Origin of the sequence: Rhizobium sp. PRIMUS64 (genome assembly GCF_023006465.1) — a bacterium.
GTDB classification, from domain to species: Bacteria; Pseudomonadota; Alphaproteobacteria; order Rhizobiales; family Rhizobiaceae; genus Rhizobium; species Rhizobium leguminosarum.
Genome location: NZ_JALBGX010000009.1, coordinates 1 through 23,862 on the forward strand (window position 1 = coordinate 1; position 23,862 = coordinate 23,862).

The 23,862-nt window shown below is 60.5% G+C and carries 20 protein-coding genes and 1 pseudogene; 19 read left to right on the forward strand and 2 right to left on the reverse strand.

Annotation, left to right across the window (positions count from 1 at the left end; all coding sequences use genetic code 11):
- From MOV76_RS05780 to MOV76_RS05790, 3 genes are all read left to right on the forward strand, one after another.
- The coding region (locus MOV76_RS05780; RefSeq protein WP_247264013.1) for an ABC transporter permease at nucleotides 1-471 on the forward strand (471 nt) is incomplete at its 5' end.
- Complete coding sequence (locus MOV76_RS05785) at nucleotides 461-1,441, forward strand: HlyD family secretion protein (RefSeq protein WP_247264014.1); 981 nt, start codon at nucleotides 461-463, stop codon at nucleotides 1,439-1,441. The genes MOV76_RS05780 and MOV76_RS05785, both read left to right, overlap by 11 nt.
- A gap of 170 nt (nucleotides 1,442-1,611) precedes the next feature.
- A complete protein-coding gene (locus MOV76_RS05790) occupies nucleotides 1,612-2,916 on the forward strand; it encodes a threonine/serine exporter family protein (protein ID WP_247264015.1) in 1,305 nt (434 codons plus the stop codon).
- A 54-nt stretch (nucleotides 2,917-2,970) separates the two neighbouring features.
- Here MOV76_RS05790 and MOV76_RS05795 read toward each other — a convergent pair whose 3' ends face one another.
- Nucleotides 2,971-3,369 carry a MucR family transcriptional regulator gene (locus MOV76_RS05795; RefSeq protein WP_247264016.1) on the reverse strand — a complete coding sequence of 133 codons (399 nt, stop codon included), beginning with the start codon at nucleotides 3,367-3,369 and terminating at the stop codon, nucleotides 2,971-2,973.
- A 733-nt stretch (nucleotides 3,370-4,102) separates the two neighbouring features.
- Between MOV76_RS05795 and MOV76_RS05800 the strand changes: the two genes are divergently transcribed.
- The 16 genes from MOV76_RS05800 (at nucleotide 4,103) to MOV76_RS05875 (ending at nucleotide 23,479) form a co-directional block, all read left to right on the forward strand.
- The gene (locus MOV76_RS05800; RefSeq protein ID WP_247264017.1) at nucleotides 4,103-5,536 is read left to right on the forward strand and encodes a LuxR C-terminal-related transcriptional regulator; all 1,434 of its coding nucleotides are present in this window, start codon (nucleotides 4,103-4,105) and stop codon (nucleotides 5,534-5,536) included.
- Between the two features lie 34 nt (nucleotides 5,537-5,570).
- Nucleotides 5,571-8,636 carry an AAA family ATPase gene (locus MOV76_RS05805; RefSeq protein WP_247264018.1) on the forward strand — a complete coding sequence of 1,022 codons (3,066 nt, stop codon included), beginning with the start codon at nucleotides 5,571-5,573 and terminating at the stop codon, nucleotides 8,634-8,636.
- 215 nt (nucleotides 8,637-8,851) lie between these two features.
- On the forward strand, nucleotides 8,852-9,703 hold the full coding sequence (locus tag MOV76_RS05810) for a cupin domain-containing protein (RefSeq protein ID WP_247264019.1): 852 nt from the start codon (nucleotides 8,852-8,854) through the stop codon (nucleotides 9,701-9,703).
- Between the two features lie 542 nt (nucleotides 9,704-10,245).
- Nucleotides 10,246-10,530: a hypothetical protein gene (locus tag MOV76_RS05815; protein WP_247264020.1), complete on the forward strand. Its 285-nt coding sequence runs from the start codon at nucleotides 10,246-10,248 to the stop codon at nucleotides 10,528-10,530.
- A 36-nt stretch (nucleotides 10,531-10,566) separates the two neighbouring features.
- Complete coding sequence (locus MOV76_RS05820; protein ID WP_247264021.1) at nucleotides 10,567-10,950, forward strand: Crp/Fnr family transcriptional regulator; 384 nt, start codon at nucleotides 10,567-10,569, stop codon at nucleotides 10,948-10,950.
- Between the two features lie 278 nt (nucleotides 10,951-11,228).
- Nucleotides 11,229-11,582: a hypothetical protein gene (locus tag MOV76_RS05825; RefSeq protein WP_247264022.1), complete on the forward strand. Its 354-nt coding sequence runs from the start codon at nucleotides 11,229-11,231 to the stop codon at nucleotides 11,580-11,582.
- A 111-nt stretch (nucleotides 11,583-11,693) separates the two neighbouring features.
- Nucleotides 11,694-12,545, forward strand: coding sequence for a fumarylacetoacetate hydrolase family protein (locus MOV76_RS05830; protein ID WP_247264023.1), 852 nt, complete (start codon nucleotides 11,694-11,696; stop codon nucleotides 12,543-12,545).
- 15 nt (nucleotides 12,546-12,560) lie between these two features.
- Nucleotides 12,561-15,500 carry an FAD-binding and (Fe-S)-binding domain-containing protein gene (locus MOV76_RS05835; RefSeq protein WP_247264024.1) on the forward strand — a complete coding sequence of 980 codons (2,940 nt, stop codon included), beginning with the start codon at nucleotides 12,561-12,563 and terminating at the stop codon, nucleotides 15,498-15,500.
- A 71-nt stretch (nucleotides 15,501-15,571) separates the two neighbouring features.
- Entirely contained in the window at nucleotides 15,572-16,405 is an 834-nt protein-coding gene (locus MOV76_RS05840) for an enoyl-CoA hydratase/isomerase family protein (RefSeq protein ID WP_247264025.1), read from the forward strand.
- Nucleotides 16,406-16,874: 469 nt separating this feature from the next.
- Nucleotides 16,875-17,522 carry a hydrolase gene (locus tag MOV76_RS05845; protein ID WP_247264083.1) on the forward strand — a complete coding sequence of 216 codons (648 nt, stop codon included), beginning with the start codon at nucleotides 16,875-16,877 and terminating at the stop codon, nucleotides 17,520-17,522.
- Nucleotides 17,523-17,593: 71 nt separating this feature from the next.
- Nucleotides 17,594-17,881 carry a XapX domain-containing protein gene (locus MOV76_RS05850; protein ID WP_247264026.1) on the forward strand — a complete coding sequence of 96 codons (288 nt, stop codon included), beginning with the start codon at nucleotides 17,594-17,596 and terminating at the stop codon, nucleotides 17,879-17,881.
- A gap of 19 nt (nucleotides 17,882-17,900) precedes the next feature.
- On the forward strand, nucleotides 17,901-19,796 hold the full coding sequence (locus MOV76_RS05855) for an amidohydrolase (RefSeq protein WP_408987983.1): 1,896 nt from the start codon (nucleotides 17,901-17,903) through the stop codon (nucleotides 19,794-19,796).
- 11 nt (nucleotides 19,797-19,807) lie between these two features.
- Nucleotides 19,808-20,254, forward strand: coding sequence for a DoxX family protein (locus MOV76_RS05860; RefSeq protein ID WP_258719725.1), 447 nt, complete (start codon nucleotides 19,808-19,810; stop codon nucleotides 20,252-20,254).
- Between the two features lie 54 nt (nucleotides 20,255-20,308).
- On the forward strand, nucleotides 20,309-21,157 hold the full coding sequence (locus tag MOV76_RS05865) for a glyoxalase (RefSeq protein ID WP_247264085.1): 849 nt from the start codon (nucleotides 20,309-20,311) through the stop codon (nucleotides 21,155-21,157).
- A gap of 54 nt (nucleotides 21,158-21,211) precedes the next feature.
- Entirely contained in the window at nucleotides 21,212-22,618 is a 1,407-nt protein-coding gene (locus MOV76_RS05870; RefSeq protein ID WP_408987984.1) for an alginate export family protein, read from the forward strand.
- Nucleotides 22,619-22,816: 198 nt separating this feature from the next.
- Nucleotides 22,817-23,479 carry a hypothetical protein gene (locus tag MOV76_RS05875; RefSeq protein WP_247264028.1) on the forward strand — a complete coding sequence of 221 codons (663 nt, stop codon included), beginning with the start codon at nucleotides 22,817-22,819 and terminating at the stop codon, nucleotides 23,477-23,479.
- A gap of 6 nt (nucleotides 23,480-23,485) precedes the next feature.
- Here the strand turns inward: MOV76_RS05875 and MOV76_RS40270 are convergent.
- Nucleotides 23,486-23,809 (reverse strand): annotated as a pseudogene (locus MOV76_RS40270) (hypothetical protein); the annotation flags it as partial.
- Between the last annotated feature and the right edge of the window lie 53 nt (nucleotides 23,810-23,862).

Sequence of the window (23,862 nt, forward strand, 5' to 3'; positions counted from 1 at the left end):
ATCGTCGGGCAGGCGCTCGCTCACCTTGTCCTTGCGCTGCCCGGCTTTGCACTGTTTCTGATCGTTCTGCCGCGCATCTATGGCTTTGCCACGCTCGGCAGTGTGAGAGATCTGTGTCTGATGGTCATTCCCTTCGTACTGGCCGTCAGCTTCCTGGCCCAATTTCTTGGCAGCTTCTTCAGGCGCGGCGAAAGTGCGGTGATCCTGTTCATTGCGACGAGCCTGCCGCTGTTTTTCCTGGTCGGGGTGTCCTGGCCCGCCGACGCCATCCCGGCCACCTTGCGCAATCTCAGCCGGATATTCCCCAGCACCTCGGCGATCGACGGCCTAGTCAGAATCAACCAGATGGGGGCCACGCTGAACGACGTGTTCACAGACTGGCTTTCCCTCTGGGCGCTTGCCTGCATCTACGGCGCCCTTGCCATTGTCGCGGGTTTTGTCCGCAACAGGAGAACCGGCCATGAGATTTGATCATCGGTATGCGCGCCTAGCTTCGCTCGCGGTGATGGGCGCCGCCGTCTTCGGATTGTCGTCATGGCAATGGCCGTTCGGAGAGCCCAAGCAAACCGGGTTGATCGGCGTCGTCCACGAGACGGAGATCCGCATTGCGCCGGAGCTCGAGGCGCGGTTGCAGAGCATTGCCGTTTCGGCGGGACAGCAAGTCCGCGCCGGAGAGGTTATTGCGGTGCTGAGCAGTCCGGAGACGAGCGCGGCCGTGCAACAGGCGAGGGCCGCGGCGGCGAAGGCGCGTGCTGACCGGCAAAACACCTATGCGGGCCTTCGCCAGGAAGAGGTCAACATCTCCGAACATAATGTCAGCATCGCGCAGGCAAACGTCGCGCTGGCCGAACAGGAATTCGAGCGCGTGCAGAACCTCGCCAGGCACGATGTTTCCACGCAACAGCAGTTGGATGAGGATAGCGCGACGCTCGACAAGGCGAAGGCCAATCTGGCATCCCTTCAGGCGACCTTGTTGATGAACCGCAACGGCCCGACCATCCAGGAGCGGGCGATCGCCGACGCGAACGTCGAGCTCGCCGATGCCGTGACCCGGGACGATGAGGCGACCCTTGCCAAGACGTCTCTGGTCGCGCCTGTTGACGGCCAGATCGCGACTGTTATCGCCAATCCCGGCGAAATCCTCTCGCCTGGACAGTCGACCATGACCCTCTATGCCGACAAAGGCCGCTTTGCCACCTTCGTCGTCCGTGAGGACGATCTTCGCGGCCTGTCGATCGGCAGCGAGGTCAGCCTGTTGACATCGACCGACCAGACCATCGCCGGGAAAGTGACGGAACTGGTGCCTCTCGGAGCATTTGCGACCTGGAAGGCAGCGCGTGCCGTTGGCGACCATGATCTGAACAGCTTCCTGCTCAGGGTCGATCCGGTGGGGGACAGCGATGCGATGGAGCCGGGGATGACGGTTTGGATCAAACGGTGAAGCCGGAAAGGTGCATTGTCTGCGCTGGTTCCTGCCCATGAGCTGACGTTGACCTCGGGATGCGCGCTTGGCGCGGATCGCCCTGTCGAGCTGGCAGCGGCCAGCCCAGATTTTTGACGAGCTGCGCTTTAGCGGCAGGGCCTCCTGTCACCAATGAACGGGAACATCAGATGACTAACGATAGCGGGTCACTTGCGCCTTCGTCCCCCTTAAGCCGTTCCGGCGCGCTTGATACCGTCGCGTTAGCCGCGGAGCTTCTGTTCGTCCACGGGCAGATGACAGAACAAACGATCGCCGCCGCAGAACGGCTCGGTGACGCGCTTGGCATACCTGTCAGGGTGCTGGCGCGGTGGGGCGAGCTCACCGTCGAGATTCATCGGTCGCCTCACTCCGAAATCCTGCCGGCGATGCCCCTTGCCGCCGACATGGGAAAAGTGCTGGGCATCATGGGGGTGATCGATCAGATCTGCCAGGGGACATTGGCGCCACAGGACGCACGCCTGGCGCTGGAAGCGGCGGCGGCGCATCATCCGCCGGCCTCCACACCGCGTTTCGCGCTTTTCGCGGCCCTGGGTGCCGCGGCTCTGGGCGTCATTTTCGGCGCGAACGAAGCTGCCAGCCTGTTGTTGATGGCTTTTAGCGCCGGCCTGGGTGCGCTGTTTCGCCGTTGGTTGGCGAAGGTTTCCGGCAATCCCTTCGTTCAGCCTCTCGGTGCCGGCTTGCTCGCAGGCGTTGTCGCGGCCGCTGCCGAGCGGTTGCAACTACCGGGCGCGGTGTTGTCTCTCACCGCGCTTTGCCCCTGCATGATTTTGGTGCCGGGACCGCACATCCTGAATGGTGCGATCGATATGGCACGCGCCCGCGTCGCGCTCGGTCTTGCGCGACTGACCTATGCAGGGCTTTTGATCCTGGCAGCCAGCATCGGCCTGCTGGTTGGATTCGAGGCCTGTGGCGCATCCCTGGCACCAGCAGCACCAGCTGCAATGGTGCCGTTTGCGGCAGATGTGATCGCAGCCGGTTGCGCAGCCGCGGCATTCGGCACCTTTTTCTCGATGCCGTGGCGCCTTCTGCCTCTTCCCATTGCAATTGGCATGCTTGCGCATGCGGCGCGCTGGGCGGCAATCTCCTTCGCAGGGGCTGACGTCGCGACCGGCGCGTTCGCCGCATGCCTGCTTGCTGGCCTCTTTGTCACGCCTGTCGCTGATCGCCTGCATTTGCCGCATGCTGCCCTCGGCTTCTCCGCTGTCGTCTCGATGATGCCAGGGTTCTTTCTTTTTCATGCGGCCAGCGATCTATCCGAGCTGGTCTCAAAAGGAGCCCAAGCGCCGGTGGAGTTGCTGGCGGCACTCGTATCGAACGGGGCCACTGCACTTTTCATCGTGCTGGCGATGGCTCTTGGACTCATTCTCCCGCGGATGCTGTTCGCGCGTTTCCTGCCGCCGGCGAGAGACCAGCCCCGCCATCCTTTATCTTGATGCCCAGATCGTTCCGGCAACGTGGCCGAACGACACGCGCGCACTCGTGCGAGTTCAGGAGCCGTCACCAGAACCGATGGTTTTCTTCTTTGCAATTTTTGCCCGAAGTTCCGAATAAGCGGGTGCGACCATCGGGTAATCGTCCGGAAGACCCCACCTTTTCCTGTATTCCTCAGGTGACTGCGAATATTTGCGCTGCAGATAGCGCTTGAGCGCTCGAAGCTTCCGCCCGTCGTTCAAGCAGACGAGATAGTCCTGGGTGACGGACTCCGCGATCGGGACAGCGGGTTGATCGGGGACGTTCGCGATTGAACGAGGAGCGTCGATCTTCTCAAGCGCCTCGTGCGTCGACGCAATTAGGCCAGGCAGTTCTGCGGCCGTCAGTGAGTTGTTCGAAACGAAGGAAGCGACGATCAGGGCGGTCAGTTCAGTCAGATTTGCGTCAACCGCCATCGTCGGGCTCTCCCACACACCAGACGAAACGAATGTCAAAGGCCAGAAAGAGCGCCTCATGGGTCACTTTTTGAGGTTTTCAATTCGCCCGCCGCCGAAGTCACGGCAGCCAAGGGAAGGGCGCGGATGCCCGAACTCCCCAGCTTCGGCTCCCCAGCCTCGCGATGACCATTGCGATCTTGCATTTAGTCCGGCGTCAGCTCAAACCCCCTTTTGGGGGATTTGCCGATTGATATGGGGGAGGGCGCTCAACGATCGCTCGGCGGACGATTCGCATCTCCAAAAGCGTTCAGTCCTCCCCGACGAGCTGACGAAACCGATCGGATACCAAACAAGACGGACGCATTACGAGAAGACTACCGGAAAATCACGACCAGCTTGGCATTTGGTCGTAGGTTGATCCTGGCCTCGCCCCTATTCGCGATGCTTCTCTAGCACGGTCTCGGACGAACAACGCATGCGGGATAACGTCACGGATAATGTCATTGCGCAGGAGCGCTTTGGGGCAGTTGCTGCTCCTTGGAATGTGTCGCGCCTTTCCGTCAGCCAGATCGAGCCGCCGACGCCAATCACGACGTCTTTCGGAATTGCACAGAGACGCGAAAGCCTTGCGGCATCTTCGGCATCGGGAGGCGTCTTCGAGGAGACGGAACTCCCTCTTTGGCGGTGCAAGACCAGGCAGAGTCTCACTGGCGCATCGGTGCCGCATCTTCGACGGAGACTGGCGCAGGTCTTGCGCCTGTTGGTCGCCATGCAGGTCAACGAGGCGCTCGCCGAAATTGAGCGGCTAGAGGTTCAACTGGGCGATCTTCCACCAGCGATGGCAAAGCGCTTCCGCACGGCAATCCGGCTCTTTCGCACTGCGGCATGTGTCCTGCGGGACGACAGTCTTGCCGCGCTCGAAATTGCCATGTCACATTTGAAGGAAAGCGGAACGTACGAGCAGAACTATTTTGCCGCAACGCTCAGCCGGTTGGCGTTTTGGCAACACGGCATGTTCGACTTTTACGACTCTCTTGCCAAGCGGCAGGCCCTCGTCCGTGGCCCAAGGTCTCGGGCAATTTCGGCGATGCTGGACGTATCGATCGAGGCCGCGATAGCACTCAGCCAGCTGCAGTTGGCGACTGCCAAGCGGCTGGCATCCGATGCGGCATCCATGGGGGAGGTCGCGCTGAAGGGAGCCGGTGGACTGGCGTCCCTTCCTGCGTGCCTGACCGCCGAGATCCTGTACGAAGAGGGCTATTTGGACCAAGCCGATGCAATGCTCCATGATCGGCTGCCAATCATCAAGGCCGAGGGCACAATCGAAAGCGCCGTGCGAGCCTACGTTATCCTGGCCCGCATCGCCAGGCAGAGAATGCAGCAAGACGTCGCGGTGCTGCTGCTTCGCGAAGGAGAAATCCTGGGCGAGCGGCGCGGCTGGCCACGGCTGGTCGCCGCCTGCATTTGCGAGCGCGTGCATTTGCTGCTGGAAGCCGGACTGATGACGGAAGCGTGTCGTGCGTTTGAGAGCCTTGAGCGCCAGGCCGAGACGCATGGTTGTGCATATTCGCGACCCCAGGTCATGACGTATCGGACGCTCACGCGCTTGCGCCTGTCCTGGGCGGAAGGGCCGTCGAGCGAGGCTGTGGCGTCGTTGCGTCAGCTCTACCACGAGTCCCTTGAGCAGCGGGATTATTATGGGGGTTGCCGGCTTGCGGTCGAGCTGTTGCAGATGCTCGCCTCCATCGGAGAAACGGAGGAGGCGGACACGCTCTTCTTCCGTGCGCTCAAAGCGGGAGCCGACGGCGGCCTCCATCAGACCTTCCTCGATGGAGGAGCAGGACTGAATATGCTGCTGAAGAGGGCCTATCGACGAGCAGAGATGGCCTGGACACCAGGCCGCGAAATGCTTCCATTCCTTGGAAGCCTGCTCTCGGCATGGAATGCTCGAAAGTCGACGGACCAATCCTATCAGCCAAGCAGCCGGGTTGGCGAAGCGCTCAGTAAGCGCGAGCGCGACATCGTTGCAATGATCGGTCAGGGCTTTTCGAACAAGCTCATCGCGCGGACACTCCAAATCTCTCCCGAGACGGTGAAATCGCATGTCAAACGCATCTTTGCCAAGCTTTCGGTCAGCACCCGCAGCGAGGCAGTATGCCGAGCGGGATCGCTTGGGTTATTATGATCTCGGAGAGCCAGGCGAAGAGGAAACCTCTCATATGACCGATGTAGTGGAAGCGTCGGCGTTTCGTATCGACCTCGTCAACATGTGCCTGTGGCGACGGAATGGCGCCGGCACTGAAGATCGCGTTAATCTGCCGCCGAAGAGCTTCGACGTTCTTCGCTTCCTGGTTGACAATCCAGGAAGGCTTATCAGCCACGAAGAGCTGCTGAGTGCTGTTTGGCCCGACATCCACGTACAGCCGGAGGTTGTGAAAAGCCATATCCTGGCGATCCGCACGACACTTGGTGACAAGGGCGCAAATTCCCGCTTCATCGAAACGCTAAGGGGCAGGGGATACCGGTTCGTCGGCAAGATGGGCAGGCTCACCTCTGCCGGGCACGAAAGGGCGGCACCGCTGGAACTCGGCGTCTTCGCAGGCCGCGCCGAGGCCTTGCGGCAGTTGCTCGGCTTGCTCGAGCATGCGGCGGCCGGTGACCGTCAAACGGTGTTCATCGGCGGGGAACCGGGCGTTGGAAAGACCACGCTGGTCGAGCATTTCATCGGGCAGCTTGGCACCTATCCCGACCTTGCGGTTGCGCGGGGCTACTGTATCGAGGGCTTCTCGGGCGTCCAGCCCTATGCTCCCCTGTTTGAGGCACTTCGCGGACTGTGCAGCGGACCGGATAGGACGAGGGTAATCCGAGCTTTATTGGAGCACGCTCCGACATGGGCAGCTCAGATGCCGGACCAAATTTCCAGCGCGCAGCGGACGCATCTAAAACAGCATGTCGCTCTCGACGCAGTGGGCCGAATGGTGTGGGAGGCCTGCTGTCTTTTTGATGAATTGACCTTGGAGCGTCCACTTTTACTGGTGCTTGAGGATCTTCATTGGGCCGATTTCGCAACCATCGACTTCATCTCCGCGCTCAGCCGCCGCCGCACCGCTGCGAGACTGATGCTGATCGGAACGCGCCGGCTCGCAGACTTGAAGACCGTTCCTCATCCGCTGACGCAGGTGACTCGCGACCTCGCTTTACGCAAGTATTGCGTTGAGATGAATCTGGCACCTCTCTTGGTGACGGAGATTGCGGAAATCATTTCGGGCAAATCCCTGGAAGCATCGGGCATCTCGAAATTCGCGCGTGTCATTGAAGAACGGACGGGTGGAAATCCCCTCTTCATGCGGGCCACACTCGAATTTCTGACGGAACGCGGCGAGGTATCTCATACGGCGCAGGGTTGGGAACCCCTCGTTCCGCTCACCGACTTGGCCTCCGATACGCCGCCGTCCCTCACCAGCGCGATCGAGGCAAGAATCGAAGGGCTGACCGACGAGGAACATAGGGTGCTCGAAGCAGCCAGCGTGGCGGGCAATCGCTTTGATCCGGTGACATCAGCGCGCGCTGCAGGCCTGGATGAGCAGACCTTCGAGAGCATCTGCGAACGATTCACATCAGGCGTGATCCGCCACGACAAGCTGCTGACACTTCCCGACAATCAGCTGGTCCGTACCTATACATTCAACCATGCCGTATATCGTCAGGTCGTCTACGGCCGGATCGGACTGGTGCGCCGCGCATACCTGCATCGCACGATTGCGGAGCGATTGGAGGAGATTTATCCGCAAGATCAGCGAAATGACGTCGCGATACCACTCGCGGAGCACTTCGCCTTGGCGCGGGATTGGTCGCGGGCGCTGGCTTATCTCCGTTCGGCTCTGCGCGTTGCCAATATCCGGTTTTCGCGGAATGACACGTTCGCCATTCTGGACCGTGCCGTTGATCTGGCCGCTCATCTGCCGGATGGCGTCCGCATTCCCGTGGAGCTGGAGTTCCTCGAGCAACGCGCGACAATCCAAGCGGCAGCCCGCGACCCCCGGGCCCGTGAAACGTTTCAAGAGTTGGTGGAAAGGGCCAGGCGACACGGTGACGTCGATATCCTGTGCCGAGCGCTCCTCGGGCTGGCTTATACCACCAATTGGAACGATCTCGCCTTCAGCCTGCAAGTCCTCGAAGAGGTCCTGGTGCTTTGCGAACAGCAGACAGATCCTGTCCAACGCGACATTACGCGGCTAGCGGCCCGTGCGCGGCGGCTCCTGGGATCGGGCTGGGACAGGGTTGTTGCCGGTCAATGTGAAGAAGTATTTGCCCGGCTGATGGAGGGAGGCGATCAACTGGCCATCGCCAGGGCTCAACTCAGCTTCAGCATGATATGCCTCGTTTCATCACGCCACCGAGAGGTTCGTGACCTTGTGGAGAGCAGCTACAAGGTGCTCTCCGATAGTTCACAGAGCCCGGTCGAAATTGATTTGGCCTCGGCGATCTGGATGCGCTACAGCGCCGAGCCCTGGTCGCTGTTCTATCTCGGTGAATTCGGCTTGGCATTGAAGGAATTGGACAGCAGCATCGCCGCTTTCTCCCGAGAGGGCGACTTGTCTGCCGTTCGTTCCTTTCAAATCGAACGTGGCGCCTTCCGCTTCCATGCTTTGGACTTTGAAGGCACCTTGAAAGATTGTGAACCGGCCACCTCCCACCCGATCGGTGATGCCACCGGTCAAATCCTGCCTCATTACCGCAGGATCGCTTTGGTTCATCGCGGCTTGGCAAAGGCAGGCCTCGGCGACAATGCCGGAGCTCTCGTCGATTTCAGCGTGGCAGAGGAAGAGATGGACCGGCAGCCTGCCTATCTGGATTGGTATTGGCGTCTCGTACTCGAATGGGGAATGGTAAATTCTCACATCGAGCAGGGTGATCACGATGAGGGCCTCGCTCGTGCGACCCACCTGTCTCAAGCGGCGATGAACACTGACGATCGAACCTGGCGAGCCCTGGCCTGGGAAGCAAGGGCGCGAGCGGCATTGTCATGCGGCAAAGCGCCTGAGGCTTTGGAACACGTAACGAGAGCATTGAACGAATGCGAAGGTGGAATGGCTCCGATAGCAGAATGGCGGGTCCGGGCCACAGCCGCGGCGATATTCAAGGCCAAGGGCGATCTTCGCCAGGCAAGCAACCATGCTGAGCTTGGTTTGGCCGTCACGAGACGGCTCGCGGAGAGCATGCCCGCTGCTGACCCGTTTCGTTCGACGTTCGAGCGGCGCAGTGCATCGCATCTGGGCGTTTGAACATCTGGTTGGATCGGCTCGGTGGTGCCAGTCGGTGGCATTGCCCGTGATGACTTTATTCTTGCGTTGGTGGAACGCGTGAATTTTCCAGAACGGGATGATTTTAGGCCGAGCCGGCCTAAAATCTGAATCCCGTTCTAAATTAAAGAGTTAGTGCATGATGTCGTCCGAAAACCGCTGACACTTTTCGGCATCATGCTCTAGTGGAGCTACCTGTGACGATTTCCGAGTTGAGATATAGAGATGTCGCCTCGCTCACCGAACAGCTGACAAGCTATTCCGGCGAAGCTGGATGCATCGCCAATCTGGACCATACGCACCTGCCGCTTCCCGAGAACGTCTCACTGAGAAGAGTTGTCATTTTTGCCGGCGGCGTGAGGACGACCCAAAGTCAAGCGATCGAACAAATCGGCTATTGTATCGGTGGCAGAGCTCTCGTCAGCGTGCTTAGTCGCCACGGCAGCTCCGACTCCTTTGTGATTGAAGACGGCGAAGCAATATTTTTGCCTTCAAAGAGTAGCCATAGCATTGAGAACATCGGCGACGATGCCGCAAAATTCGTGTTCGTGCTCGCCGAGGAAATGTCTTTCGCGCGAACGGAACAGCCTCTCAAGCGGGGCGGGGTTCAAGGCAGCGCCGTCCTCATGCCACAGAGCTTTGTCGAGACGCTGACCGCTCGCAGACATCCCGGTGGAGGCGCAGCGAACAACACTGCAGGGAGGTCGCGTTTCGCCCTCAAACATGCTCTTTCACCGGAGGACGACTTTGAAGGGCCGGCAGGGTGGCCATTCATAAGTCATTTGCTCGTGTCGGTGAAATCCATAGCACCGCAGCGTGCGCGGGAGGTTTATCGCTGCGCGCAGGGTGGATTCGTCTATATCTTGCGTGGGCGAGGCGAACTGCAAGTCATTCTCGCGAACGGCGAAGCCGCGTTGGCTTCTGTGAACGAAGGCGACGTCTACAGCGTTCCGGCCGATACCGCACATACTATCCAGAGCACGGGCGCGGCTTCGCTTGAACTCATTATCTTTGAGAACCGACGCGGCGAGAAACCGTATCTTCGGTGAGGTCGAAGGCGACACTGTGGATCCCGATTCTGTTGGGGCCAGGTGTTCTCCGGCCGCATTTCAAAATGTCACAGCGTCCTTGCGCGTCTGAAAAGACGCGCCGCGCAGTCGTGACACGGCCGGCTCCGGCGTCAACAGCAAGACTGGAGCCGGCCGTATGCGCAGCGGGATGGAAGCTGCGGGCCGCGCTGACGACAGTTGGGAGGAGGCAGCCCTGTCCGGCGGCAGGTCTCCGGCGGTTCTTGGGAAAGGAACTCGTCCAGCGACGGTGACATGTTAGCAGAAGCGACGCCGCTGTCTTGGACGGACGTGATACCTTTTGGACGCTGCTCTGTTTTGCGACGATGTCGGTTCCCGGCCAGCGTACTTTTGAACGCCTATCACGCCGCTTGACGTCAATCCCATACAAGACCGTCGCGTGAGGCCGGGCGTAAGAGCCTCCGCGGCGGCGGCATCGCGCCCCACGACGGTGCTTCTTGCACGCCGACCCGGGGCCGCTTCCGTGGCCGATTGACGGGGCACCCAAACATCAGGATGTATCCATGTACGAGCTTGTGGCTAGTCAGCTTTTCGGAATCGATGGTCTGGTTAACCTGTCGAACATCGTGTTTCTTGTCGCCTTCTCAGCTCGGGACGTCCTGAAGCTGCGGATTTTGTCGTTTTTCGGCGAGGCAGTGATACTGCCGTATTATTACTTTCAGCAGGAAACATTATGGGCGCCCCTTTTTTGGAGCGCAGCATTCATGGCCGTAAATGCGGTTCGCATCGTGACCACCGCTTTGGAACGGCGCCCGGCCGTTCTCAACGAGAAGGAAGAACAGCTTTAGCGCATCGCCTTCACCTCTATCGAGAAAAAAGAATTTTTGAAATTGGTCACCCTTGCCCAATGGGTCGACTATTCGCCTGGGGACGTCATCCTCGAAAAGGGCCAGCCGATCTCCGACGTGATCGTCCTCATTTCCGGCGAAATTGAAGCACTCCTTGCCAATGAGACCAGAATGGCATTTCGCCCCGGTCAACTTATCGGGGATGTGAGCGCCTATAGTGGTCTGGCCAGTCCGGTGGATGTCGTGTCGCGCAGCTATGGAACCGTTGTAAAGTGGGACTGGCGGCAATTGGTAGAGTTCATGGCCAGCAGGCCGGCACTCCGCGCCAAACTCCTGACGCTGGTGAGCGCGGATCTTGCTGCCAAACTGCGTGAAATCGCCACTGCAGTTTCCGGTGTCGTCGTGCAGATCCAGCCCTGAATCGTGCGAACGCGACGCGTGTCTTTATCCAAGCACGTCAGCTGACAGTTTTGAGCATGACTGGCCAAAATCGAGCAGCCGCGTTCAAGCGCGGCTGCGGATGAGAATGCCATTGAATGCATGCAAGGCACATGCCCGCACGCCACTGAGAAGAGACCTATGCGCATACGGAACGCGAAAGCGGCTTTCCAGGCACTCCGCCCGAACTGATTGCGCAAGGTGCAGATCTCTTGCGCACAGACATGGGCGTCTCGAGCAACCCCTCCAGGACGAGTGACATGAAATACCCGAGCTCGACGCTGCTCAAGTCATCCATTGACTTGGGCTGGTCCTTCCTATCGGCAGAACTCCTCACCCATCACCCCTATGAAGGGCCCGGGGCTGCCGCCCCGCCGGATGCGGAAGTTGGGATTGTCATTCGCGGCTCCGACGAGGCACTCACCTATAAGGGCGCGGGAGACAAGCTGACTCTTACAGTCAGCAGCCCCATGCAGGTGCACGGCGTTGCAAAGGAACCCGCACGTCGCGCGCCCGGCCTCGGCGAGCACAATCACGAAATTCTCAAAGAGCTCGGCTTCGACCCCGCCCAGATCGAAAAGCTCCACGCCGCCATCACCGTACCGAGAGGCTGACCGTTTTGAGCACGACTGGCCAAAATCGAGCAGCCGCGTTCAAGCGCGGCTGGATGAGAATGCCATTGAATGCACGCAAGGCACATGCACACGCCACTGAAGGAGCGACCTATGCACATTGTCCATTTTGAGAAGGGGAGTGTCCCCGGAATTGCAGCGGATGGCGGCTCCGGCTGGCATGGCCTTACGGAGCGTGAAAGCGGCTTCCCAGGCACTCTGCCCGAACTGATTGCGCAAGGTGCGGATCTGTTGCGCATAGGCAAGGACCTTCTGGCTATGCATGCGATAGACCTGAACGCAGTTCGGATACTGCCTCCGGTGCCCAAGCCGCCGAAAATTCTCTGTGTCGGTCTCAACTACGATGATCACCTCGAGGAAAGCGGACTCAAGAAGCCGGCCTATCCCGAAATTTTCGCGCGTTTCGCGACAAGCCTGATCGCCCACGATGAACCGATCCGGCGGCCAAGCGAATCCTCTGCGCTCGACTATGAGGCGGAGCTCGCCGTGGTGATCGGCCGGAGCGGACGCCGCATCCACCGCGACAGGGCCCTCGATCACGTTGCGGGATACTCGCTGTTCAACGATGCGTCGATACGCGATTTTCAACTGCGCACGCCGCAATGGACGATGGGCAAAAATTTCGACGCCACAGGCGCTTTCGGTCCCTGGCTGGTGACACCAGATGCCGTGCCGCCGGGGGCTGACGGCCTGCGCATTCAGGGGCGCCTCAACGGCCGAATGATGCAGGATGCGCGTACCGATCAGCTGATCTTCGGCGTCTCCGCGCTGATCGAAATGATCAGCGTCGCGATGAGTCTGGAGCCGGGTGATGTGATCATCACCGGGACACCCGGTGGCGTCGGGGCGGCGCGAAAGCCACCTGTTTTCATGCAGCCGGGCGATGTCTTCGAAGTGGAAATCGAGGGCATGGGTGTCTTGAGCAATCCCATACTGGGCGAGTGAAAAGGAGACAATGCGTTGACTAGAAAGCTATTTTCCGCAAAGCCCGCTCGCATTGGACGGTTCGACGGCCCGCCGAAGTGCGACGAAGTCCCTGCCTCTCTGGTCAACGGGACCCCAAGTGACCTGAAGGCCGATCTTGTCGCCCTCCTCGGAAAGGAGATCGTCTTCCACAGGGCAATCGATCTCGTACGGTATGCCTCCGATGCAAGCCCGTATCGGCTCATCCCTCAAGTCGTGGTGTTGCCTCGAACGACCGATGACATTGTCAAGCTCTTCCGCTATTGCCGGGAGACCGGGCGGCACGCGACGTTTCGGGCGGCGGGCACGAGTCTCAACGGTCAATCGCAATCCGACGACATTCTGATCGATGTGCGCCGTCACTGGTATGGCGGCAAAGTAGAGGATGACGGCCGGCGCGTGCGGGCGCGTCCCGGGATGATCCTCGGCCACATCAACTCCCTGCTGCAGCGGCACGGCCGCCGGCTGGGGCCGGATCCCGCCAGCTCGCATGCCTGCACAATCGGAGGCGTGATTGCCAACAACTCCGGCGGCATGCGCTGCACCGTCCAGAAAGATGCCTACCATACTGTCTCCGCGCTCACCTTCGTAACACCATCCGGCGCCGTCATCGACACGTCGAGTCCCGATGCGGAAATAGAGTTCGCCGTGGCGGAGCCGCGGCTTGCGGAAGGCTTGCTCGAGCTCAGAAGAGAGCTTCTGGCAGATCCGGCGCTGGCCGATCGTGTGCGCCGCAAATACGCGATCAGGAACACGCACGGATTGCGCCTCTGTGCGCTTCTCGACGGTGAAACGCCGCTTGAAATCTTTCGACGCCTCCTCGTCGGCTCCGAGGGCACACTCGCATTCATCGCCGAAGCGGTCGTCGAGACGATTCCGGCGCCCCGCGTGACGAGCGTGGCCTGGATTCCGGTGCCCACGATCGACGAAGCGATCGCCCTCGTTCCCGGCCTCGTCAGCCTCGGCGCCTCCGCCGTCGAGCTGATGGTCGCTCCGGCGCTGACTGCCGCCGGTCAGGCCTTTGCGGAAACTCCCTCCTACTGGAAAAGCCTCGACCCCAAAGCAGCCGCCCTGCTCGTCGAGATCGGCGCCGAAGATCAGGACGCGCTCGAAGAAAAACAACGCCAGGTCATCGAGCATGTGAGTGCCGCCAGGCTGATCCAGCCGGTCGAGTTCACGAGCGTCGCCGAGGCGATCGAACTCGCCTGGCACGTCCGGGAGGGGCTTCTGGGTCTGATCGGCAAGAATCGCCCGGAAGGCTCGACGCTGATCACGGAGGACGTCTGTTTTCCGCCGGAGCGTCTGGCGCAGGGCGCGCACGACGTGCAGGAACTGCTTGCCAAACATGGGTTCATTCCCGGTGTCGCGGGACATGCAGCTCACGGGAACCTTCATTTCACGCTTGTCGCCGATCTCGATGGCGAAGACGGACGATCCCGCTACTCGGCTTTCATGACCGAACTCGTCGATCTCGTCATCAAGAAACATGACGGCTCTCTAAAGGCCGAGCACGGAACCGGCCGGAACATGGCGCCGTTCGTCGTATCCGAATGGGGTGAGAAGGCCGCCGCGATGATGTGGCGGATAAAGCAGCTCGCCGATCCCAACGGGATTCTGGCGCCGGACGTTATCCTGACGCACAATCCCAACCTTCACCTGGAGAACCTGAAATCCTTCCCGCAAATCGAGGGGATTACAGGTTCCTCACAATGTATCGAGTGCGGATTCTGCGAACCGGTCTGTCCGAGCCGCAATGTCACCATGACACCGCGTCAGCGGATCGCCCTGCGGCGGGAGATGTCGCGCCAGAAGGACGGCTCCGCCATGCTTGCGCAACTTCAGCGCGAGTATCAGTATGACGGGATCGAGACCTGCGCCGGCGACGGCATGTGCTCGATTCCCTGTCCGATCGGAATCAACACCGGGGCCTTGATCAAGGAACTCAGAACCCGCGAGAACAGCCCTGCCGCCGAGGCCACGGCGCTGCGCCTCGCGAAGCACTGGAAAGCGGTCGAGGGCCTGTCGCGCGTGAGCCTATCGGGAGCGCATGCATTTTCCTCGGTGTTTGGAGTAAAGCCGCTGACGGCTCTTACCGCTGCCGCGCGAAGTGTCGTCAACCCGGACCTTATGCCGGCGGTGCCCGGGCCGATGCCGCGGGCCGCTTCCAGCCTGCCCGAAACCGACAGGAATGGTGCCGCGGCAGTCTATTTCTGCGCCTGCATCAACCGCATGTTCGGTCGAGATCCCGCTCGACCGGCTGCTCCTTCACTTGCGGAAACCTTTGTCACTTTGTCCAAACGGGCCGGCAAGCCGCTGTGGATTCCGCCGGATGTCGCCGGCCTCTGCTGCTCGACGCCGTGGAAATCGAAAGGCTATCAGCAGGGGCACAAGTACATGGCGCAGGCCCTTGCCGATGCGCTGTGGCGCTGGAGCGATGGAGGAGCCCTTCCCATCGTCGTCGACGCCGCCTCCTGTACCCTCGGCCTCAAAGAGGATATCGCGACACAGCTCGAAGGAGAGCGGAAGGAGCAGTACGAGAGCCTCAAGATCATCGACTCGATCGTGTGGTGCCGTGATCTTCTGCCGGACCTGACAATTTCGCGCACCCTGCGGCGGGTCGCCGTGCACCCGACCTGCTCGATTACGCATCTCGGGCTGGCTGGCGCGCTCAAACAGCTTGCCGGTCACCTGGCTGAAGAAGTCGAGATTCCGGTTGGCACCACCTGTTGCGGCACTGCCGGCGATCGGGGGTTATTGCATCCCGAGCTGGTCGTTTCGGCGACGCGGGAGGTTCGAGCGGTACTCGATGCGGAGCCCTGCGACGCCTATCTCTCGGCAAACCGAACCTGCGAGATGGGTCTTCGGCACGCGACCGGGCGGCCGTACGAGTCGTTCATTTTCCTGCTCGAGGAACTGAGCCGTCCGGAGGAGGGGTGACGGACCGCGCGAGGCCTGCAAACAGATACAGATCGGCCGTCTGGAACGGTCAGCGAAATGGAGCCACTCCCATGCGATATTCCGACTACAAATGCTTCCGGTTCGACTTTGATTCCGGAGTCGCATTCGTCAGCATCAATCACCCGCCGATCAATCTTCTCGACGAGGTTCTGTCGCAGGAATTCGACAGACTCGGCAGGGAACTCGAGGCCGATGAGAGCGTCCGGGTCGTGGTCTTGCAGAGCGCGCTTCCTGATTTCTTCATAGCCCACTCTGGTTTGGGCCGGGTCGGGGCCGCTTCCAAGATGGTGTCCCATACGCGCAGCTTTCGTCTGACGCAGACGATCGGCGAGCGGTTCAGGAATATGCCTAAAGCAACCATCGCCAAAGTCGAGGGACGCGCCCGGGGCGGAGGAAGCGAGATCGCACTGGCGATGGACATGTGTTTTGCCGCCGCCGGCAAAGCGATCTTCGGCCATCCGGAGGTCGCGGTCGGGCTCGTTCCGGGCGGCGGCTCTACCCAAAGATTGCCGCGGCTCATCGGGCGGGGACGCGCCTTGGAGGTGCTGCTCGGTTGCAACGATCTCTCGGCGGAGCTGGCGGAACGCTACGGCTATATCAATCGAGCCTTGCCGGCAGACGAGCTGACGCCTTTTGTCGAGAAACTGGCCCACCGCATAGCCTCGTTTCCCGCGCATACCATCGCTCACGCCAAGACGGCCGTGGATGCCGGAGCATTCGGTTCCATCGCAGAGGGACTTCTGGTGGAAGCCCACCAGTCCGATTTGAGTGTCGCCAGCGAGGTGACGCAAGCGCGCGTGGCCGAAGCATTGAAGATCGGCGCCGAAACCTATGAAGGCGAGCTGGAGATGGATTATTTGTCGAGACTCTCGGCGGCAAGGTAACCCCGCAACTGCAGAGTCAACTCTGCTCCGCATATGTTCCGATCGACATATCCGCCGACTTTCTGCGCTGCTGCGGTGGCGCGGGCATTCCCGGTCCTCCTGATTCATCCGATTGCGGGGGTCACGGCCACTGGTGCTGGCGGCATCGATCAATCAGAAGCGTCTCAGCTTTTTCTCAAGCTCCGCGATATGCAGCATGCCATGCCGGGTCGATGGCCCGCCATGAGCAGCATGTCCGGGGGCGTATTTCTCGTGCGCGAACTGGCGCCTCGACCCGTCATTAGCGGTGGCGGCTCATCTTCTAACATAATCTAACGAGCGCACTCCCACGCCTTCAGCAATGGTGTGGCTCGGGCAGGCCTTTGAAGCCGAACTCACGGAACTCGCGGGTAAACGCAACCGCCGAATGCTCGCCGCTCCAGGCTCTGCACCGAACGTCAACCCATTGTAAACGAGGACGACCATGCCCATCACCGCCACTCCGACACCCGGTTCGAAGCTGATTTCGCCCAGGGATCACACGCTGATCATGATCGATTTCCAGTCGCAGATGTCCTTTGCGACCAAGTCGATCGATGCCGTCCTGCTGCGCAACAATGCCGCGCTGGTCGCCCATGCCGCCGCCGGTTTCGAGGTTTCGACGATCCTGACCACGGTTGCCGAGAAGTCCTTCTCGGGGCCGATGTTCGAGGAGATCACCGCGGCTTTCCCCGGTCAGCCGCTCCTCGACCGCACCTCGATGAACACCTGGGAAGACGCCGCCGTCATCAAGCAGGTCAACGCGATCGGCAAGACCCGCCTCGTTTTCTGCGGCCTCTGGACCAGCGTCTGCATTGTCGGCCCGACGCTGTCGGCGCTCGATCAGGGCTTCGAAGTCTATGCCATCGCCGACGCCTGCGGCGACGTTTCCGACGAAGCGCATGAGCGCGCCATGGAGCGCATGATCCAGGCCGGCGTGCAACCGATGACATCGCTGCAATACCTGCTGGAGCTGCAGCGCGACTGGGCACGCAGCGAGACCTACGACCTGACGACGGGTATCGCCAAGAAGTTCGGCGGCGCCTACGGCCTCGGCGTCACCTATGCCAAGACCATGTTCGGTGCGCACGAAGGCTGAACCATCAGAAATTGGCGCCGGCGGTTGCGCCGGCGCCTCCCAACAATCCCTCAGTTCTCCTGGAGCGTCCCATGAAAGACTATGTCATCTCGGCTGCCGCCGGCCTCTTGGTGGGCATCATTTATGGACTGATGAACGTCCGTTCCCCAGCGCCGCCGGTTATCGCGCTTGTCGGTCTTCTCGGCATTCTTGTCGGCGAACAGCTTCCGCCGCTGGTCAAGAACTTTTGGCAGAGCGAACCGGCGGCTCTTTCATGGCTGCATCAAGTGCGCCCGCATGTGTTCGGGCATATGCCGAAGGGTGGCTTGCCAATCGAGGCGCAGGAAACCCGGTCTGCAGACAAGAGCGAACAGGGCTGAAACTCAACATTGCGAGGCGATGAACATGGATAAGAACACCACGGCCGACCTGATCCTTCATCATGGGCTAATCACCACGCTCGACCGTTCCAATCCGGCCGCGAGTGCTGTCGCCGTCAAGGACGGCAGGTTCCTCGCCGTCGGGGGGGATCGCGAGATCATGGCGCTTACCGGCCCGGATACGAAGATCGTCGATCTCAACGGCAAGCGCGTGCTGCCGGGCCTGATCGACAACCACACCCATGTCGTCCGCGGCGGGCTGAACTTCAACATGGAGCTCAGATGGGACGGCGTGCGGTCGCTTGCCGATGCGATGGACATGCTGAAGCGACAGGTGGCTATCACGCCGGCTCCGCAATGGGTTCGCGTGGTCGGTGGTTTTACTGAACACCAGTTTGCGGAGAAGCGTCTGCCGACGATCGACGAGATCAACGCCATCGCGCCCGATACCCCGGTCTTCCTGCTCCATCTCTATGACCGCGCGCTGCTGAACGGCGCAGCGCTCCGCGCCGTCGGCTATGGCAGGGATACACCGAACCCTCCTGGCGGCGAGATCACCCGCGATGCCAACGGCAATCCGACCGGCCTTCTACTCGCCAAGCCGAATGCGGGCATTCTCTATTCGACCTTGTCGAAGGGGCCGAAGCTTCCGTTCGAATACCAGGTCAATTCCACCCGCCATTTCATGCGCGAACTCAACCGGCTGGGCGTTACCGGCGTGATCGACGCGGGCGGCGGTTTCCAGAACTATCCGGACGATTATGCGGTGATCCAGAAGCTTTCGGATGAGGATCAACTGACGGTGCGTCTGGCCTACAATCTCTTCACGCAGAAGCCGAAGGAAGAGAAGCAGGATTTCCTCAACTGGACGCAGTCGGTCAAATACAAGCAGGGCAATGACTACTTCCGCCACAACGGCGCTGGCGAAATGCTCGTCTTCTCCGCGGCTGACTTCGAGGATTTCCGCCAGCCACGGCCCGAAATGGCGCCGGAAATGGAGGGCGAACTGGAGGACGTCGTTCGGGTGTTGGCCGAAAACCGCTGGCCCTGGCGGCTTCACGCCACCTATGACGAAACGATCAGCCGCTCGCTCGATGTGTTCGAGAAGGTCAACAAGGACATCCCGCTCGAGGGCCTGAACTGGTTCTTCGACCATGCAGAGACGATTTCCGATCGCTCGATCGACCGTATCGCAGCGCTAGGTGGCGGCATCGCCACGCAGCATCGCATGGCCTATCAGGGCGAATATTTCGTCGAGCGATACGGCCACGGCGTTGCAGAGGCCACGCCGCCGATCGCCCGCATGCTGGAAAAGGGCGTCAAGGTTTCCGCCGGCACCGACGCCACCCGCGTCGCCTCCTACAATCCCTGGGTTTCGCTCTCCTGGATGATCACAGGAAAGACTGTCGGCGGCACCAGCCTCTATCCACGCCGCAACTGTCTCGACCGTGAGACGGCGCTCAGGATGTGGACGGAAAACGTCACCTGGTTCTCCAACGAGGAAGGCAAGAAGGGCCGCATCGAGAAGGGCCAGTTCGCCGATCTGATCGTGCCCGACAAGGATTTCTTCGCCTGCGCCGAGGACGAGATCTCCTTCCTCACCTCGGATCTCACAATGGTCGGCGGCAGGATCGTCTACGGATCAGGCGATTTCGCCAGCCTCGACGATAACCCCGTGCCGCCTGCCATGCCCGACTGGTCGCCGGTGCGCATTTTCAAGGGTTATGCCGCTTGGGGCGAGCCTGAGGGTGCCGGCAAAAATTCGCTCCGCCGCACCGCGATCAGCACCTGCGGCTGCGCCAGCAACTGCAACGTCCATGGCCACGACCATGCCGGCGCCTGGACGTCGAAGCTGCCGATCTCCGATCTCAAGGGCTTCTTCGGCGCGCTTGGCTGCGCCTGCTGGGCGGTGTGAGGACAATCGTCATGCGCGCCTTGGAAAGCAGGCTCGCCGCCATCGCCCGACCGGTCTTCGGCACGCCGGCGGCCCGGTTCATAGCCTATCTCGGCCTTTGCGCCGCCTATCTCCAGGGCGGCCTCAACAAGCTGACCGACTTTCCCGGCGCCATCGGCGAGATGACCCATTTCGGCGTATCACCCGCACCGCTTTTCGCCGTGCTCGTCATCGCTCTCGAACTCGTCGCCTCGCTGATGATCTTGACCGGTTTCTTCCGCTGGCTGGGTGCCCTCGGCCTCGGCGTCTTCACCCTGTTCGCCACCTTTCTGGCGCTGCGCTTCTGGGAGCTACCATCCGGAATGGAGCGCTTCATGGCCGCCAATTCCTTTTTCGAACATCTGGGCTTGGTTGGCGGCTTCCTGCTCGTCGCCTGGCTCGATCTCGACCGCGACACCGCAAAAACCAAGGAGGTTTAAGACATGCACTCCCGCTCCGCCTACACGATCGGACTTCTGGTCACGCTTGCCGTGATGCCCATGGAAACAGCTTTTGCGGGTTCTGCTCATCCGCAGGTGGGCGTTGGTTCGCAATATGATACGTCGCACGTCTATGTGGATTCCGACAAGGTTGATGCCTTCATCAGCAGTTTTCTCGGCACTTTCGGCGGCGCAAGCACCAAGCAGGCCGTTGCCACGGTGACGCCGACACCGAGCAGCACGACCACACAGCTCCTGCAGACGCCGGTCGGCACGGTTTCGCTATTCGGTTTCAAGACGCCGATCCCCTATCCATTCGGCTATGAGCGGACGGGCTATCTGGTGACCGACATGGACAAGGCGATCACCGCTGCCCGCGCCGCGGGCGCTTCGGTCGTCGTCAGCGCCTTCCCCGATCCGATCGGCCGCGATGCCGTGATCCAATGGCCCGGCGGCGTCAACATGCAGCTCTATTGGCACACCACCAAGCCGAACTATGCCGCCTTCGAAACGGAGCCGGAAAACCGCGTTTACGTCTCCGCGGATGCGGCCTCCACCTTCGTCCGGGATTTCCTCGCCTTTTCCAAGGGGAAGGTCGTCTCCGACGACAGCAAGGCGCCTGGCGTCGAGATCGGCCATGCGAATGACACGTTCCGCCGCATCCGCATCGAATCCATCTATGGAAAGATGACAGTGCTCGTGACCGACGGCCATCTGCCTTATCCCTACGGCCACGAGATGACGGGCTATGAGGTCTCCGATCTGGCCGTGACGCTTGATAAGGCAAAGGCAAGCGGCGCCAAGGTGTTGGTCGATGCCTTCACCTCCGGCAAGCGCCAATCGGCCATCGTCGAGTTCCCGGGCGGCTATATCGCCGAGATCCACGCGCCTTCGGCGCAGTGATGAGGTTGCGGTCGACCACCGGTGGCCGCATCTCTCCAGCCTGTGGAGCCCGCCATGCGCGCGCAATGTCTTCTGCCCTTGGCTGCAGCCGCTCTCATGGCCCTGCCATCGATGGCGGCCTCAGCCGACGATCAGGCCGCCAAGCCCAAACGGCCTGCCATCAAATCCAATCGCTGGCAGGAGGATTGGTCGGTGCTTGCCGATCCCTCCCTCCGGACGCAGCCGCTGGATCGACTGAAATATATCCCGCTCTCCGCCCTCGACCCCGGAACTTACCTCTCATTCGGAGCGACCCTGCGTGAGCGCTTCGAGACCAATCACACGCCGGCCTTTGGGATAGGCGGTGTCGAGCGCGACGACTATCTCATCGAGCGTGCGCAGTTTCATATCGACCTGCATCTCTTCGATGATTGGCAGATCTTTACGCAGTTCGAAGACGATCGCGCCTTCGGCAAGCAGGAAATCGGCCCCGCTGACGCGGACAAGGCGGATCTGAGACTGGCATTCCTCGCTTATTCCCATACCTTCGGTGCCGGAACCTTCAAGGCCCGGATCGGCCGGCAGGACTTTGCATTCGACCTGCAACGCTTCGTTTCATCGCGCGATGGACCAAATGTCCGGCAATCCTTCGATGCCGTCTGGGCCGATTGGGAAACCGGGCCTTGGCGTTTCATCGGCTTCGTCAGCCAGCCCGTGCAATACAGCGACGAGACGGCTTTCGACGACACCTCCAACGGCGATTTTCGGTTCAGTACCGTGCGTGTTGAACGTCACGTGCTCGGCGGCAACGAACTGAGCGCCTATTATTCCCTCTATCAGCGCCGAAACGCGCATTACCTGGATGCTGTGGGTGACGAGGACCGGCAGATTTTCGACGCCCGATTTGCCGGCAGCCGCAACGGCATCGACTGGGATATCGAGGGCATGGGGCAGCTCGGCACCGTCGGCGACAAGGATATCCGTGCCTGGGCTTTCGGCGCGAGGGCGGGCTATACGTTCGAAGATGTCGCCTGGACGCCGCGTCTCGGCCTTCAATTCGATCTCGCCTCCGGCGATCGTCATCCTGGAGATGACACCATCGGCACATTCAATCCGCTGTTTCCGAACGGCTATTACTTCACGCTTGCCGGCTATACCGGTTGCGCCAACCTGATCCATCTCAAGCCCTCGATCACGGTCAAGCCGACGGAGAAGTTGACGCTGACCGGCGCGATTGGCCTGCAATGGCGGCAGACGACAGCCGACGCGATCTATATCCAACCCAACCAGCCGCTGCCTGGAACTGCGGGCAAGGGCGGTGCATGGTCCGGGGCTTACGGTCAGATCAGGCTTGACTACGCTTTCACGCCCAATCTCAGCGGTGCGATCGAAGCGGTTCACTATGATGTCGGCAATACCATCCGGGACGCCGGCGGCCACGACGGCAACTACCTCGGCGTACAACTCGGCTTCGCCTGGTGATCCAGATAATGCAGCGTAAAGCCCGGAATGTTCGATTATTGTGCGGATTGCGCACCGGATTCGGTCGCCATCAGCGGGCTGTGCGAGACCAATCCTGTTGTATTCGTTATGATAATCGCGATCGCGATAACGGCTGCAAGGCGAGTGACGCCGCGGAAGAATAGCGCCAGGGGAACCAATATTATCAAGAAGACGACCATGGCCGGTGCTCTTGTTGAGGTGAAGACTGCACGGATCGGCAATTTACGCCAGCACTGCTCCCTGATGTGCCGGAGACCTTCGGGGCATTTCTCCTGGTCGAGGAGGACTCGCAGCTGGGCTTACCGCCAACTCGATTCGAGCATTTGGTCGAGGCCGAAACGAAATGACATCGAGAGGGAAATCGCCCGAGTTTCCGAGAACATATGTCGAATTGCTGTCGATGCTGAAGACATCGCCCTGCTGGAGGGAGGTGTAGGAAGCCTCTCCCTCGGCAGAAATGACTCGAAGATCTCCGGTACCTCGCAGCACATATCCGGCTTGTCTCTTCCCCGCCTGATGGGCGTGCGACGTCCCATGCGCTCCGATCGATTTCCTGGAAACGACCAACTGGCTCAAAAACGGCCATTCAGGAGAAAGTTCTATCGGCGGCTCCTGGGAATCGTTTTCCCATGTGAGAACCCGCTTGAGGCAGAAACGCGACATTGCCGCGCCATTCCTCAGCGGTCTGCCAAGACTTGGTGGTTCGGAAAATTTCGCGGCACCTGGAACATCAGGTCCCAGCGAATGCGACCGCCCGGTCAAAGGGATTTCTTCGGCGAGCGCGAATACGAATTCGGCGGCACGGCTACCAATATTTTCTATCACGTGCGTACATTTTGAAGGCAGAAACAATGCCTCACCTTCGGCAACCGTAAAACTGTCGCAAGAACCTTGAGAGCTGCAGACACCGATACGGGCTCTGCCTCCAACGCAATAGCCGATTTGCTCCACGGCTTGAGTTGAATATGTGCTGCCGATGCATCCAGCGAAAATGACGACCCTTCGCACCGAAACTTGCTCGGGAAGTCGGAGGTGGGTGGAGTTCACGCTGGTGAAACATCCGGAGTCATCGCAATGGATCGGGAGTTGTTCACTGAGTGAGGCCACGTCTCTGTATGTCGAATCCGAAACTGTCATGAACTCTCCTCCACAACCCATTGCACCAACCATAGAATGCGCCCTAATCGGCCAATACCGAACAGTGATCTAGTTCAACCTATCCC

Bases quoted from the DNA above. Each gene is read 5' to 3' on its own strand.
- MOV76_RS05815 (WP_247264020.1), top strand. From the start codon at position 10,246: ATGTACGAGCTTGTGGCTAGTCAGCTTTTCGGAATCGATGGTCTGGTT.
- MOV76_RS05825 (WP_247264022.1), top strand. From the start codon at position 11,229: ATGAAATACCCGAGCTCGACGCTGCTCAAGTCATCCATTGACTTGGGC.
- MOV76_RS05805 (WP_247264018.1), top strand. From the start codon at position 5,571: ATGACCGATGTAGTGGAAGCGTCGGCGTTTCGTATCGACCTCGTCAAC.
- MOV76_RS05785 (WP_247264014.1), top strand. From the start codon at position 461: ATGAGATTTGATCATCGGTATGCGCGCCTAGCTTCGCTCGCGGTGATG.
- MOV76_RS05855 (WP_408987983.1), top strand. From the start codon at position 17,901: ATGAACATGGATAAGAACACCACGGCCGACCTGATCCTTCATCATGGG.
- MOV76_RS05875 (WP_247264028.1), top strand. From the start codon at position 22,817: ATGGCCGGTGCTCTTGTTGAGGTGAAGACTGCACGGATCGGCAATTTA.
- MOV76_RS05795 (WP_247264016.1), bottom strand. From the start codon at position 3,369: ATGGCGGTTGACGCAAATCTGACTGAACTGACCGCCCTGATCGTCGCT.
- MOV76_RS05870 (WP_408987984.1), top strand. From the start codon at position 21,212: ATGCGCGCGCAATGTCTTCTGCCCTTGGCTGCAGCCGCTCTCATGGCC.
- MOV76_RS05860 (WP_258719725.1), top strand. From the start codon at position 19,808: ATGCGCGCCTTGGAAAGCAGGCTCGCCGCCATCGCCCGACCGGTCTTC.
- MOV76_RS05840 (WP_247264025.1), top strand. From the start codon at position 15,572: ATGCGATATTCCGACTACAAATGCTTCCGGTTCGACTTTGATTCCGGA.
- MOV76_RS05850 (WP_247264026.1), top strand. From the start codon at position 17,594: ATGAAAGACTATGTCATCTCGGCTGCCGCCGGCCTCTTGGTGGGCATC.
- MOV76_RS05830 (WP_247264023.1), top strand. From the start codon at position 11,694: ATGCACATTGTCCATTTTGAGAAGGGGAGTGTCCCCGGAATTGCAGCG.
- MOV76_RS05790 (WP_247264015.1), top strand. From the start codon at position 1,612: ATGACTAACGATAGCGGGTCACTTGCGCCTTCGTCCCCCTTAAGCCGT.
- MOV76_RS05865 (WP_247264085.1), top strand. From the start codon at position 20,309: ATGCCCATGGAAACAGCTTTTGCGGGTTCTGCTCATCCGCAGGTGGGC.